A 14,578-nucleotide genomic window follows, 5' to 3' on the forward strand; every position below is an offset into this window, starting at 1 on the left:
ACATAGAGGTTTCAAATAAATTGAACACGTTTTTACTTTAAACGTAAAATTGAAAAAATTCTATTTTACTATAAAGCGTTTCACGAGTCCAAAATCTCGGGTTCCTATTCTTAGTAAATAAACGCCGGTTGCTGCGTAAGACATATCGAGATCATAAGAATACCCACCGCCATCATTCTCTACTTTATTCTCTAACATTTTTTGACCAAGAATGTTATGAACTGTAAGCCTTAAAGTTTGATCAAAATCTGTTTCCAAGAAGATATTGTAAACACCATTTTCTTGACTTGTAATTTCCAGATCGGCATCATTCAATAGAAAATCTTTTATGCTGATGCTACTATCTGTAACTTTAACTGAATAATCATGAGTAGTACCATAATCCATAACACTACATGGATTATCCAGCTCCCCACCAAAATCTGTATCTCCGGCTCTTACTCTCATTAAATGCTGACCTAAAGCTGCATTTTTTGGTAGATCAAAATTATACGAGAAAGGAGTATTTGGACGTGGGATAGGTTGTGATGTTATAAATCTTTCATCATCATTAAAAACACCATTATCGTTTAGATCTATCCAAAGTGAAAACTTCTCGCTAGGAGTGGCATCAGTTAATGTCTTTACTGTAACTTCAAATCCAGACTTAGATCTATCCAGATTTGTAGAAAAACCTATATAATCTGCATATCCATTTCCACATGGAATTCTTTCATTCAAAATATCTCCCAGTTCAAAATAGCTTATCCCATCTCCAAACGATGCACAGTCAGAACCGGTAGGAATGCAGTTTAGGTTTGCAACAGATTTAGATGTCTCATCATTACTTGGATTGTTATCTGATGATAAATTTGTTCTGGCGGTAATTAGATATCTTCCAAATGATGATAGATTAGCTTTTTGCGAAAATGTATACACCACATTTTCTCCAACAGGAATTGTACCTCCGTAAATCTCATTCACAGTGGTATTATTACTTACTTTATATGAAACTGGAACATTAGTTTGAGCCTCTCCTCCAAAGTTTTCTATGGTAATTGTTATATCTTCTGCAGTAGACAATTTTAATCCTGTGGAAGGTGCATCTATTGAAGTTACCCCCACATCGTTAGGGAATAAGTTCTTTATCTCTGTAGTAAAACTATCATTTGTATTGTCTTGATCTCCATCTAGATTTGTAGTGGCTGTGATCTCATAGATTTGCCCTACATTACCCAAATTTGCCGGAACAGAAAATGTGAAATTCATAGAACTTGTTCCTGCAAGCGTACCAGTAAAAGTCTCTGTAATTTCTGTTCCTCCGTCTAAAGTGTATGTAACAGGAATATTAGTTTGGGTATTTCTACCAAAATTTCTAATTGTTACTGTTACTTGTTCACTACTAGATAGGCTGGAATTAAATGGGTCTACTACTGCTATAATTCCCACGTCATTACCAAAATCTGGAGATAGTTTAAAAGCTGCAACTCTATTCTTCCGTTCTATACCACTAAAATATTCCGCATTATGCCAAAAAGTTAATCCATCTGCGGCATCTACGGTTAAGTGGGCATAATCTCCATATCGCGAAGCCGGATTGGGAGAAGTACCCTCTACAATACTAGTTTCCTGTACCGTCATTTTACCTAACTCATCATTTGCAAATCTTCCTGTATATCTTATAGAAGGAAATATAGGAGCTGCAGGACTATCATCTAAAACTGTATATCCTAAACCTATATTTCCTTCTTTATCCATTCCTATACTTCCGCTAAATCTATCGCTCTTATCTGGAGCATAGGTCCCTTCTTGATAAACGCTCCAAGGGCCGCCGCCACTTTCTTGACGCAATTCATACCATCTTATACCTGCATGCTCTGCAGAAGTAGGATCTACATCTACCACAAAGTTCATAACTGCAGAATTATAACCGGAGAATCTTCTATAATGCGTCATATACATCATAGCGCCTTGTAACACATCTATATCTAAAGCATCTCCAGGTTGAGAAAGATTTACAAAACTACCTCCATCAAAAGTTGCAGTAAAAGGTGTTACTCCATTTGCTGCACCTAGATCTTGAGATTGTCTAATAGTGGAATTATCTGGAGTATTCCAATCTACGTTAACACTCCATAACTTTAAATGATCTTCGGAAACTCCTGCCCATGCATCATCCTGAAAGTATATAATTGGAGAATTACCCCTAGGTGGCATTTCAGAACCCTCTGCACTAAAACCTGCAGGACTATAAAATCCGTTAGTATTAATACCTGGAAGTGGAAAAGACATAACTTTTGCTGTTTCCCCTACCAGCATCTTATCTCTTTCAAACACATAAATAACCTGACTTGTACTTGCCGTGTTCGTGTTCTTATTTGTAGTTACATAATAACCATCACTCCATACAGAGATTTTAGGATAATCTGGTAACGCCCCATTGGTAGAGAATCTATAGGTAAACCAACCATCACTTGTTGGGTCTGGCCCACGAGATATGGCAACGAGAAAACTTTCTGGGGTATCGCTAAATTGTGAAATTAGATATCTGTCTGCAAATTCATCATATACCACAATTGGATCTCCTAGGGTTTCATTGGTAAATTCTCCACCCAAACTTGCTAAGGAAGCTGGAGGAACAATTTGATTTCCGCTTTTATCAAAGATTGAAAATGCAGAATTCCAGGCATTCAAATAATGATTAGGCCCTGCAACTCCTGTAGGATCTGTTGGTGTAGATCTTGAGCTTACCGCATCAAAAGAAATACTAGGATTTTTACCCGGCACTTTCCCCATTTTTACCTGAGTAAGTGGGCTTTTGGTAGTTGGCAAGCCTTTACCAGGAACCACCTTATTAATTCCTCTATTTCTAGGATTATACATTTTAAATTCATCTACCGGAGGCACCATCCTTAATCTCTTACTTGAGAAAGAAGAAGTAGAAATGGCTTGTGCAGAATCTATAAATACCGGCCCGGAGATCTCTCTATTTTGTGCCGATATTTGGTTAGAGACCAAAAAAAGCATTAGAATTAAAAATGGTAAAATTTTAGTCATATTCTTGTTAAAAGTGCCTGTAGCTATTATAATTATTAAAAATAGTCATTTAAAAAATAAAATAAATAAAAGAGGCAATTAATAAATTGATTAATTGCCTCTCTCTATGATATTTAGATCCTAGAATAAAGTTATTTTATTTCATCCAATTCTTAAAATCTACCTCTTTACGAATGATGCTGGCAAGTTCTGAAATTGCTACTCTTTTTTGCTCCATAGTATCTCTATATCTTACAGTAACCATTTTATCTTCTAAAGAATCATGATCTACAGTAATACACAAAGGTGTTCCGGCTGCATCCTGGCGGCGGTATCTTCTTCCAATAGCATCTTTTTCATCATATTGAACATTGAAATCCCATTTCAACTCTTCAATAATTTCATTAGCTAATTCTGGCAGACCATCTTTCTTAACCAAAGGTAAAATTGCCGCTTTTGTTGGCGCTAATACTGCAGGTAATTTAAGAACTGTACGTGAAGAACCATCTTCTAAAGTTTCTTCTTTTAAAGATGATGACAATACTGCCAAGAACATTCTATCAAGTCCAATAGATGTCTCTACAACATAAGGCACATAATTTTCATTCAATTCTGGATCAAAGAATCTAAGTTTTCTACCCGAATGCTCTTCATGAGCTTTTAAATCAAAATCTGTTCTGGAATGAATTCCCTCAAGTTCTTTAAATCCAAATGGGAAATCAAATTCTATATCTGCCGCAGCGTTGGCATAATGAGCCAATTTATCATGATCATGAAAACGGTAATTTTCTTCTCCAAGTTTAAGGGAATGGTGCCATTTTAATCTAGCTTCTTTCCAATGCTCATACCATTTCAATTCTTCCCCAGGACGCACAAAAAATTGCATTTCCATTTGTTCGAACTCTCTCATTCTAAAAATGAACTGGCGAGCTACGATCTCATTTCTAAAAGCTTTTCCAGTTTGTGCAATTCCAAAAGGAATCTTCATTCTTCCGGTTTTTTGAACATTGCTGAAATTCACAAAAATACCCTGAGCAGTTTCAGGTCTTAAATAAAGATCTGAAGAAGAATCTGCTGAAGCGCCCATTTTAGTACCAAACATCAGGTTGAATTGACGCACATCTGTCCAGTTCTTAGAACCAGTGTCAGGATCTGCAATTTCCAACTCTTCAATTAAAGCTTTTACATCTTTAAGATCTTCTTTAGTTAAAGAAGATCCCAAACGTGATAAGATCTCTTTTCGCTGAGTAAGATATCTATTTACTCTATCGTTGGTTGCAATATATTGTTCCTCATCAAAAGAATCGCCAAAACGCTTCTTCGCTTTGTCTATCTCTTTTTGAGCTTTTTGTAATAATTTCTCGGCATGATCTTCTACAAGAACATCGGCACGATATCGCTTCTTAGAATCTTTATTATCAATTAAAGGATCATTAAACGCATCTACGTGCCCAGATGCTTTCCAGGTTTTCGGATGCATTAAGATAGAAGCATCTATACCAACAATATTTTGGTTTAGCTGCACCATACTCTTCCACCAGTAATCTCTGATGTTCTTTTTTAGTTCAGCTCCGTTTTGACCATAGTCATAAACAGCACTTAAACCATCGTAAATCTCACTAGATGCGAATATATATCCATACTCTTTTGCATGGGAAATCACATTTTTAAATAAATCTTCTTGTTTTGCCATATCGCAAAAATAAAAAAACCGCCTTGATAATGATCAAGGCGGCTCCTGATTTTTAATAAATTAATTATCTCAAACTAAAAGATGAGGTTCCAATTAATTGTGCACCAGAATACACATAAACTTTGTAAGTACCTTCTTTTAACTTTTCTTCTTTAGTTTTTGATAGTATACAAACATCTAATTCTTCATTCTCATAGAAAACTTTAGATTGTGCACTGTATACCATAGTTCCTCCGTCATGATTAACAGCTATTTGATCTCCCACCAATTCATTCTTAGGATTATAAACCTGCACATAGATCATTTTTTCACCAGCTTCTGCAAGAGCATTTTCTGTAATAGTAAAACATGTTCTAATTTGGTCTATCCTTCCGGTTTTATCATTTTCTACCAGTTTACCGCTATTTCTCACAATAACTCCCTCTCCTTTAAGTGAAGTTATTTTTAATTGAGATGCACGATCTACTTTTGTTGAAAGAGATTGATTGGTAACTTGCAGAGAATCTGAAACTCTTACGCGTTTTGCCAAGATAGTATTGGTGCTATCTATAGCAGTAGATAATCTCCTATTCTGATTGCTTAAGCTATCTACCACTCTAAAGAGTCTTTCTTTTTCACTCTTTAAGTTTCCTATTTCTCTTCTGTATCTAGAGATCATTACAAGATTAGCATCATTATCCTTTACAGAATCTAATAATACTGCAATACGTTGTCTTGCCTCTACAAGATCCTGATCCATTACATCGTTGCTAGCAATAGCTTCATCATACTTAACTATAAGATCATTTAGTTCATCTTCTATAACGGTTTTTTCTTTCTGAAGAATCGCTTTATTTTCCTTCTCTTCATTATAGAATTTTACAGTGTATATCCCTAACGCTATAAGCGCAACAGCCAATATTCCTGTTAATATTTTTAAAGCAGTATTGCTTTTAGTTTCAGTCATCATAAAATGTAATTTAGTTTGTAAATTTAAGAGTTTAATAAAGAGAATTATAATTCATTAACATATGTTTCACGATTTGATTAATTTATTTTATCCCAAAGATTGTGCTATCTGTGAAGAGATTCTCACTAAAAATGAACATGTTATCTGTACAAAGTGCCTTCATGAACTTCCTGTAAGCAATTATCATCTCCATAACGACAATCCTGTTGCAAAAGTATTTTATGGAAGGATAAACCTAGAAAGTGCAACTTCCCTGCTTCTTTTCCATAAGAAAAGCAATGTACAAACCTTAATCCATCAATTAAAATATAGAGGAAGAAAAGAAATTGGAGGGTATTTGGGGATTTGGACAGGGAATACTCTAACTAGTGTAGACAATTTTAAGAATATTGATATCATTATACCTGTTCCTTTACATAAAAAGAAACTCAAAAGCAGAGGCTACAATCAAGTAGAAGACTTTGGAAAAGAAATAGCTAACGTGATAAGTGCTCAATATATTGATAATGTTCTTTTAAAAACATCTTTTACAGCTACCCAAACCTTAAAGAGCAGGCTTGCAAGATGGAATAATATAGAGGAAACCTTTGTTGTTCAGAATCCTGAATTACTAAAAAATAAACATGTGTTATTAGTAGATGATCTAATTACCACAGGAGCAACCATAGAAGCTTGCGCAAATATCCTTGCAGACATTCCAGGAATAAAGATAAGCGTTGTAAGTATGGCGTTTACTGAATAAGAAAATAAAAAATAATTGTTTCTTTGTCTAAAATTATCTTCAATGAAAAAGCAAGCATCTGTATTATTAGTAATGGCGATAGCTTTACTTTTTGTTCAATGTGCAAAAAGAGGAAATCCTACAGGAGGCCCTGAAGATAATGACCCACCAAAATTTGTACGTGCAACTCCAGAGAATTTCTCTGTAAATTTTGATCAGAAAGAAATTAGAATTTATTTTGATGAATATATAAAACTTCAAAATGCACAGAAACAAATTATAGTTTCTCCTCCAATGGATCCCAAACCAGATATTACACCCTTGGGATCTCCCAGCAAATACATCAAGATAATTATTAAAGATACCTTACAAGAGAATACGACGTATGCCTTTAACTTTGGTCAAAGTGTAGTAGATAATAATGAAGGTAACCCTCAACCCTTCTTTAAATATGTATTTTCAACCGGAAGCTATATAGATTCTTTATCTGTTTCGGGGAGCGTGAAGGATGCTTTGCTTAAAGATGCAGATCCTTTTATCTCTGTTATGCTTTATGAAATTGACGAAAATTATTCAGATTCCTTGGTCTACAATCAACCTCCAAGATATATTACCAATACCTTAGATAGTTTAAAGACATTTGAGCTTTCTAATTTAAAGGAAGGCACCTATCAATTAGTAGCTGTAAAAGATCTAAACAATAATTATAAATATGACCCAGGAAAAGAAAAGATCGCATTTTTAGATAGGCCAATTACAATTCCTACAGATACCATTTATGAACTAAATCTATTTAAAGAAGTTCTAAGTTTTAAGCCTGAAAGACCGAAACAAACAGGATTACAAAAACTTCTTATTGGATATCGAGGTGATGTAGAACTAGATAGTATTCAAATTGAACCTATATTTGGAGCTCCTGCAGATTTTAAAACCTCGCTGACAAAGGTGGAAGGCAAAGACAGTTTAAACCTTTGGTTTCAGCCTAAAATAGATTCTGACACTTTAAAGTTTACGCTAAAAACCCCAGAAACGCTAGATACTCTGCTAACAAGAATAACTCAATTGCCAAAAGACTCTTTAAGCATAAACACAGAGCCATCGGGCAATATAGATTTCGGAAAAGACTTTATATTAAGGTCTTCCACTCCATTGGTAGATTTTAATAAGGACATGATCACTGTTTTAGATCAGGATTCTGTAGCTGTAGATTTTATCTCAGAACTGAGACCTAAAGAAAGTAGCCTTCACGTAAAATTTGAAAAGACAGAAAATCAAACCTATTACCTGAGTATTTTACCGGGTGCTGTAACAGACTTTTATAATAGCACGAATGATAGTATTGTAAAAACTGTTAGAACAAAAGCACTTTCAGATTACGGGAATGTAACACTAAACCTTCAAAATGTAAGATCTTTTCCTATTCTGGTACAACTCACAGATGAAAAAGGAGTTGTAAAAGCAGAAAAGTTCTCGGACTCTGAAAGCACCCTTCGTTTTGATTATCTGAATCCTGCAAAATATCTTATTAGAGTTATTTATGATACCAACGAGAACAGAAAATGGGATACCGGAAATTATTTAAAGAAGACTAAACCGGAGCAGATTATCTATTTTCCCGATCTCATAGATGTACGTGCGAACTGGGATATTAATCAGTCTTTTATGTTGAACTGATCTCGATCCTGAAGAAATTTTAATTTACTTCTCAGCTCTTCAATTTTAGACTTATCAAGTTCTACAATTTTAATAAAATCTTCAGCTGAAGTAGAATCGATCAAAGGTACCCCTAAGCCATCATATACACCCGTGTGCCCATTGTATTTATAACTGTTACCATCAAGTCCTGTTCTATTCACTCCAATACAATAAGACATATTCTCAATGGCTCTGGCTTGTAATAGAACATCCCACGCATGAACTCTGGTTTCCGGCCAGTTGGCAACGTAAATTAAAAGATCATAATCTTCTGTATTTCGTGCCCAAACAGGAAATCTTAGATCATAACATACAAGTGGGCAGATCTTCCATCCTTTGTATTCTACTACCAATCGTTCTTTACCGGCAGTATAAGTAAGGTTTTCTTTCGCCAAAGTAAAGGTGTGCCTCTTATCATATTTTTCGAAAGCGCCATCAGGATATACGAAGTACAATCGGTTATAATAGTTTCCTCCATCTTTAATTATCACACTACCTGTTATAGCGGTATTTCTATCTTTTGCTATTTTCTGCATCCATTTAAAAGTTCGGCCATCTGTAGCTTCTGCTAATTTTTCAGCATTCATAGAAAATCCTGTACTAAACATTTCAGGTAGTACTATAAGATCTATCCCATCATCTAAGGTTGCTATATTAGCTGAAAATAATTCTAGATTTTTAGCAGTATCTTCCCAATGAAGATCTGCCTGAATAACTGCTGTTCTTAAAATATTTGCCATAGGTAAATTTAAAAAATCTAAAAGCTTCTTTGCTAAATAGCTGTTAAAAGATTGTCTGAAAAAAGGAATATAAATAGTTTTACTTCAAATTCTACAATTATGAGTCTTGACAGTTTTTTAGAAAAAAATAGTTTTGCTTCCAACACTACCCGCGGATTAGTTGCAGGTTTTATTGGTGGTTTGGCAGGTACAGCAGTAAAAAGTGCTATAGAACAATTCTTGCCTGTAAGAAAGATTGAACACAAATCTGCTCAGCTAAAGATAGTTGATGATCTTTCTACAAAGATCACAGGAAGTCCTATTTCTGTTCAAAACGAAGCCTTAGCAGAGCAATTGGTTAATTTCCCTTTTGGTGGAAGTTTAGGTGCTGCCTATGGGTATGGTAAGCGCAATAAAGATGAGATGAAGTTAATAGATGGAGCTATTTTTGGAGCTACCACTTGGGCATCTACTCATGAAACTGCTTTACCAATAGTTGGCTTAGAAGCTAAGCCAAATGATATTCCGTTAAGAATGCAGGCCAATGAGTTATTTGCACATGTTATGTTTGGACTTACTACAGAATTGGTTCGTGGTTACGTAAACAATAGATTAAAACGATAAGTAACATCGCTATACGCTAAGAATTAGAAATAAATAAAAATCCCGGACTCTTTTAGAATCCGGGATTTTTTTGATCTATAATGATACTATTTTCTAACCTTTTGTAGAGGCTGCCATATATTCTCTATTCATTCTAGCAATGTTCTCTAAAGAAATTCCTTTAGGACATTCTATTTCACAAGCACCCGTATTACTACAGTTACCAAATCCTTCTTCATCCATTTGTCTTACCATAGCCTGAACTCTCTCTGTAGCTTCAATTTTTCCTTGAGGAAGTAAAGCATATTGAGAAACTTTAGCAGAGGTAAACAACATAGCACTTGCATTCTTACAAGCAGCTACACAAGCTCCACAACCAATACACGTTGCTGCATTAAAAGAATCATCTGCATTCTCTTTCTGTACAGGGATAGTATTAGCATCTACAGTATTTCCTGAAGTATTTACAGAAACATATCCATAGGCTTGTTGAATTCTATCAAAAGCAGTTCTATCTACTATAAGATCTTTTATAACAGGAAATGCCTTTGCTCTAAACGGTTCTATAACGATGGTATCTCCATCTTTAAAAGTACGCATGTGTAACTGGCACGTAGTAATAAATCTATCAGGACCGTGCGGCTCTCCATTGATCTGTAAAGAACAAGATCCACAAATACCTTCACGACAGTCATGATCAAACTCTACCGGTTCTTCTCCCTTGTTAACAAGATCTTCATTTAGAACATCCAACATTTCAAGAAAAGACATATCACCGTCTATTCCATCAATTGGATAATCTACCATTCTCCCTTTAGCTCCGGCACTTTCTTGACGCCATATTTTTAATGTAAGCTTCATAATGTTTTAAAGTATTGAGTATTGAGTATTTGGTATTGAGATCTAATTGCTCAATACTACTATCTCATTACTATTTATAACTTCTTGTTTTCAATTCAATGTTCTCAAATACTAGGTTTTCTTTATGCAAGATAGCATCAGCCGGTTTCCCTGTGTATTCCCACGCCGCTACATATTTGAAGTTTTCATCATCTCTTAATGCTTCTCCATCTTCAGTTTGATACTCTTCTCTAAAGTGACCTCCACAAGATTCTTCTCTATGTAAGGCATCTTTAGCAAAAAGTTCTCCTAGTTCTAAGAAATCTGCAACTCTTCCTGCTTTTTCTAATTCGGCATTCTTAGTATTTGCAGCACCTGGAATTTTCACGTTCTTCCAGAAATCTTCTCTCAAAGCAGCTATCTCATCAATAGCTTCTCTAAGTTCTGTAGCGTTTCTAGACATCCCACATTTATTCCACATGATCTTCCCTAATTTCTTATGGTAAGAATCTACAGAATGTTGCCCAGAAGCATTCATCAACTTATTAATTCTATCTGTAACTTCTTTTTCTGCAGCATCAAATTCTGATGTATCTGTTGGAATCTTACCTGTTCTAATATCTTTAGAAAGATAATCTCCAATAGTATAAGGAAGTACAAAATATCCATCTGCCAAACCTTGCATTAAAGCCGAAGCTCCAAGTCTGTTTGCTCCATGGTCTGAGAAGTTTGCTTCTCCAGCCGCATAACATCCAGGAATGGTAGTTTGAAGGTTATAATCTACCCAAAGACCACCCATGGTATAGTGAACTGCAGGATAGATCATCATTGGAGTTTTATACGGATTTTGATCTACGATCTTCTCATACATCTGGAATAAGTTTCCGTATTTAGCTTCAACAACATCTCTACCTAATTTATATATTTCTTCTTTAGAAGCATCTTTATGACCCATTGTAAAGGCCTTTTCTTTTCCGTAACGCTCAATTGCACTTGCAAAATCTAAGAATACTGCTTCTCCTGTTTTGTTTACTCCAAAACCGGCATCACAACGTTCTTTAGCTGCTCTAGATGCAACATCACGAGGAACAAGGTTACCAAACGCAGGATAACGACGTTCTAAGTAATAATCTCTATCTTCTTCTTTAAGCTCTGTAGGCTTAAGTTTTCCTTCTCTAATTGCTACAGCATCTTCTTTCTTCTTCGGAACCCAGATACGTCCATCATTTCTTAAAGACTCAGACATCAATGTTAATTTAGACTGATGATCTCCAGAAACCGGGATACAAGTTGGGTGAATTTGAGTGTAACAAGGGTTTGCAAAGTAAGCACCTCTACGGTGAGCTCTCCATGCAGCCATTACATTACTTCCCATAGCATTTGTAGAAAGGTAGAATACGTTACCGTATCCACCAGAAGCTAATACTACGGCATGAGCAGAATGACGCTCTATTGCTCCGGTTACCATATCTCTAGCAATAATACCACGAGCTTTTCCGCCTACCAATACTACATCCATCATTTCATGACGGTTAAAAGATTGGATCTTTCCACGGTTAATCTGGCGGTTCATTGCAGAATACGCTCCTAATAATAATTGTTGTCCTGTTTGTCCTTTTGCATAAAATGTACGTGAAACAAGTACTCCACCAAAAGAACGATTGTCTAAGTATCCACCATAATCGCGAGCAAAAGGAACTCCTTGTGCCACACATTGGTCTATTATATTTCCAGAAACTTCTGCCAAACGGTAAACGTTTCCTTCACGAGAACGGTAATCCCCACCCTTCACAGTATCGTAAAACAATCTGTAATCTGAGTCACCATCTCCTTGGTAATTTTTTGATGCGTTAATTCCTCCTTGAGCTGCAATAGAATGCGCTCGTCTTGGAGAATCCTGGTAGCAAAATGTTTTTACATTATAGCCTAGCTCTGCTAAAGTTGCTGCTGCACTACCACCAGCAAGTCCTGTTCCTACTACAATAACATCTATATTACGCTTGTTGGCAGGATTTACCAGGTTAATGTTATTCTTATAGTTCGTCCATTTATCTGATAATGGCCCTTCCGGTATTTTCGAATCTAAAACTGACATAAATCTCTCCTATTAAACGTTATTAAAATGATGGAAAAGTGCTATAAAAATAAAGCCTAACGGAATAACTATAGCGTATGCTACAGTAAAGCCTCTTAATCCTTTAGAATATTTATTGTTGAAACCAACAGATTGGAAAGAAGATGAGAAACCGTGTAATAAGTGAAGCATTAAAAAGATGAATGACAACACATAAAGTCCTGTTCTAACCGGACTATGAAACTTTTCTACCAATTCTCCATAATATCTTGTTGCATCTTCAGGATTAGATTCTACATATTTGTGAACTAATTCTGGTACCCAAAAATCATAAAAGTGAAGTCCTAAGAAAGCTAATACCACCGCCCCAGACCAGATCATGTTTCTAGACATCCAGCTAGAGTTAGCACTTCCATTATAACGTACGTAGTTTATACTTCTCGCCTTTCTGTTTTGGATCTCTAATACAAATCCCATTATAAAGTGAAAACAAACTCCAAATATTAATACCGGCTGCAATAGCGCCTGTACTAAAAAGTTGGTTCCCATAAAATGAGAAAGCTCATTAAAAACATCCGGACTTATCACCGAAGTTAAGTTAATCGTGAAATGCTGAGCTAAAAATAGAACTAGAAAAAGTCCCGATAAGGCCATAGCAAACTTTTTCGCTACTGAAGATTTTAGTAATCCACCCATTGGTTTGATTATTTTATAAAATTTTAACAGCAAAAATACATCTGAAAATAGTTACTCACAAACTTTAGCAACTATTTTACCCTCAATTTAGAACTAATTCAAAGTACTTTAATAATTGTTGAAGTTTGATTATCAAAAGTTGGCAACACAATCTTTAATTCCCTTCACTATACAACCTCCAAATTGATATTCAAAATTGATCAAATATTAAAATATCAACATTTTTGAAAAGCTTAACCCATTGGCAGCGTCATTTTTAGTAATTTCAAGAGCAGAAAAAACATCCATGGATTTTATAGACTATTACAAAATTCTCGAACTTGATAAATCTGCCACCCAAGCAGACATCAAAAAAGCATATAGAAAATTAGCACGCAAATTTCATCCAGACCTGAATCCGAATGATAAGACCGCTCAGGCAAAATTTCAGCAAATCAATGAAGCAAATGAAGTTTTGAGTGACCCGGAGAACAGAAAGAAATATGATGAATATGGGAAAGACTGGAAACATGCAGACCAATTTGAACAAGCAAAGCAGCAACGTTCTCAAGGTAGTGGTGGTTTTGGTGGATTTGGCGGAGGCCAGCAACAATACTCCGGAAATTTTGAAGATGATAGATTTTCAGATTTCTTTGAAGAAATGTTCGGCGGAAGAGCTGGCGCAGGAGGTACAGGAAGAGGTAGAACCACTCATTTTAAAGGACAGGATTTTAACGCAGAACTTCAGCTTAATTTAAAAGATATCTATACCAGCCAAAAACAAACCATCACTGTTAATGGTAAAAATATTAGGTTAACTATCCCTGCCGGGGTAGAAAATGGACAAACAATAAAAATTAAAGGTCATGGAGGCCCGGGAGTTCAGGGAGGACCTAAAGGAGATCTTTTAATAACGTTCAATATCCGGAACAACACCAATTTTAAAAGAGAGAAAGAGAATTTATACGCAACGGTAGACCTAGATTTCTATACAGCATTATTGGGAGGAGAAATTACTGTTGATACATTTACCGGTAAAGTAAAATTAACAGTAAAACCTGAAACCCAATCTGGCACCAAGGTTAAGTTAAAAGGAAAGGGTTTTCCTAAATACAAGAAAGAAGCACAATTTGGAGACTTGTATATTACCTACCAAATTAAAATGCCGTCCGATCTTTCAGCTAAAGAAAAAGAACTATTTCAAGAACTTCAAAAATTACGATCATGAATTTAGAAGAATTAGTAGCCACAGAAGACTTATGCACCAAATACAGCGTAGAAAGCACTTTTATTAGGAGCTTGAATGATAGCGGATTGCTAGAAATTATAACTGTTGAAAAGACAGAATATGTGCATTGCGATAATATCTCCGATTTTGAAAAATTACGTAGAATGCATTATGATCTTCATATAAACATAGAAGGCTTGGAGGCTGTAGAGAACTTACTTAATCAGGTTAAAAAACTTCAAAAATCTAATCTTCAGCTTAGAAATAGATTGAATTTATATGAATAAGCCATTTGTTAAAGAAATCTAAAATCTTTTAAAGTTAGTTTAACAGCTTTTGAAAATAGCTTTCCTAATTTTGAAAATC

The 14,578-nt window shown here is 35.3% G+C and carries 12 protein-coding genes; 5 read left to right on the plus strand and 7 right to left on the minus strand.

From position 1 onward, the window contains the following. Positions 1-60: 60 nt before the first annotated feature. The 3 genes from P163_RS01415 to P163_RS01425 all read right to left on the minus strand — a co-directional run bounded on the left by P163_RS01415 (position 61) and on the right by P163_RS01425 (position 5,657). Positions 61-3,036, minus strand: a complete 2,976-nt coding sequence (locus P163_RS01415; RefSeq protein ID WP_034886986.1) for a GEVED domain-containing protein — start codon at positions 3,034-3,036, stop codon at positions 61-63. A 136-nt stretch (positions 3,037-3,172) separates the two neighbouring features. After that, positions 3,173-4,708: a glycine--tRNA ligase gene (locus tag P163_RS01420; RefSeq protein ID WP_034886987.1), complete on the minus strand. Its 1,536-nt coding sequence runs from the start codon at positions 4,706-4,708 to the stop codon at positions 3,173-3,175. Positions 4,709-4,772: 64 nt separating this feature from the next. After that, the gene (locus P163_RS01425; RefSeq protein ID WP_051931027.1) at positions 4,773-5,657 is read right to left on the minus strand and encodes a hypothetical protein; all 885 of its coding nucleotides are present in this window, start codon (positions 5,655-5,657) and stop codon (positions 4,773-4,775) included. 61 nt (positions 5,658-5,718) lie between these two features. On the opposite strand from P163_RS01425, the gene P163_RS01430 reads away from it, so the two are divergent. Together P163_RS01430 and P163_RS01435 are read left to right on the plus strand one after the other, a co-directional pair. Next, positions 5,719-6,399 carry a ComF family protein gene (locus P163_RS01430; RefSeq protein WP_034886989.1) on the plus strand — a complete coding sequence of 227 codons (681 nt, stop codon included), beginning with the start codon at positions 5,719-5,721 and terminating at the stop codon, positions 6,397-6,399. 42 nt (positions 6,400-6,441) lie between these two features. Beyond that, complete coding sequence (locus P163_RS01435; RefSeq protein ID WP_034886990.1) at positions 6,442-8,052, plus strand: Ig-like domain-containing protein; 1,611 nt, start codon at positions 6,442-6,444, stop codon at positions 8,050-8,052. Here the strand turns inward: P163_RS01435 and P163_RS01440 are convergent. Next, positions 8,031-8,813 carry an amidohydrolase gene (locus P163_RS01440; RefSeq protein ID WP_034886991.1) on the minus strand — a complete coding sequence of 261 codons (783 nt, stop codon included), beginning with the start codon at positions 8,811-8,813 and terminating at the stop codon, positions 8,031-8,033. The two genes, P163_RS01435 and P163_RS01440, sit on opposite strands and share 22 nt — an antisense overlap. 99 nt (positions 8,814-8,912) lie before the next feature. Here P163_RS01440 and P163_RS01445 point away from each other — a divergent pair, with 99 nt between their 5' ends. Next, the gene (locus tag P163_RS01445) at positions 8,913-9,416 is read left to right on the plus strand and encodes a DUF1440 domain-containing protein (protein ID WP_034886992.1); all 504 of its coding nucleotides are present in this window, start codon (positions 8,913-8,915) and stop codon (positions 9,414-9,416) included. A gap of 93 nt (positions 9,417-9,509) precedes the next feature. On the opposite strand, the gene P163_RS01450 is transcribed toward P163_RS01445, so the two are convergent. From P163_RS01450 to P163_RS01460, 3 genes are all read right to left on the minus strand, one after another. Continuing rightward, positions 9,510-10,256: a succinate dehydrogenase/fumarate reductase iron-sulfur subunit gene (locus P163_RS01450; RefSeq protein WP_034886993.1), complete on the minus strand. Its 747-nt coding sequence runs from the start codon at positions 10,254-10,256 to the stop codon at positions 9,510-9,512. Between the two features lie 70 nt (positions 10,257-10,326). Continuing rightward, a complete protein-coding gene (locus P163_RS01455) occupies positions 10,327-12,330 on the minus strand; it encodes a fumarate reductase/succinate dehydrogenase flavoprotein subunit (RefSeq protein ID WP_034886994.1) in 2,004 nt (667 codons plus the stop codon). A gap of 12 nt (positions 12,331-12,342) precedes the next feature. Beyond that, the gene (locus P163_RS01460; RefSeq protein WP_034886995.1) at positions 12,343-13,005 is read right to left on the minus strand and encodes a succinate dehydrogenase cytochrome b subunit; all 663 of its coding nucleotides are present in this window, start codon (positions 13,003-13,005) and stop codon (positions 12,343-12,345) included. A 286-nt stretch (positions 13,006-13,291) separates the two neighbouring features. Between P163_RS01460 and P163_RS01465 the strand changes: the two genes are divergently transcribed. Both P163_RS01465 and P163_RS01470 read left to right on the plus strand, forming a co-directional pair. Then, complete coding sequence (locus P163_RS01465) at positions 13,292-14,212, plus strand: DnaJ C-terminal domain-containing protein (RefSeq protein WP_034886996.1); 921 nt, start codon at positions 13,292-13,294, stop codon at positions 14,210-14,212. After that, a complete protein-coding gene (locus P163_RS01470; RefSeq protein ID WP_051931029.1) occupies positions 14,209-14,499 on the plus strand; it encodes a chaperone modulator CbpM in 291 nt (96 codons plus the stop codon). Before P163_RS01465 ends, P163_RS01470 begins: the two co-directional genes overlap by 4 nt. Positions 14,500-14,578: the final 79 nt, after the last annotated feature.

It is taken from the genome of Gillisia sp. Hel_I_29, from assembly GCF_000744275.1.
GTDB lineage: Bacteria > Bacteroidota > Bacteroidia > Flavobacteriales > Flavobacteriaceae > Gillisia.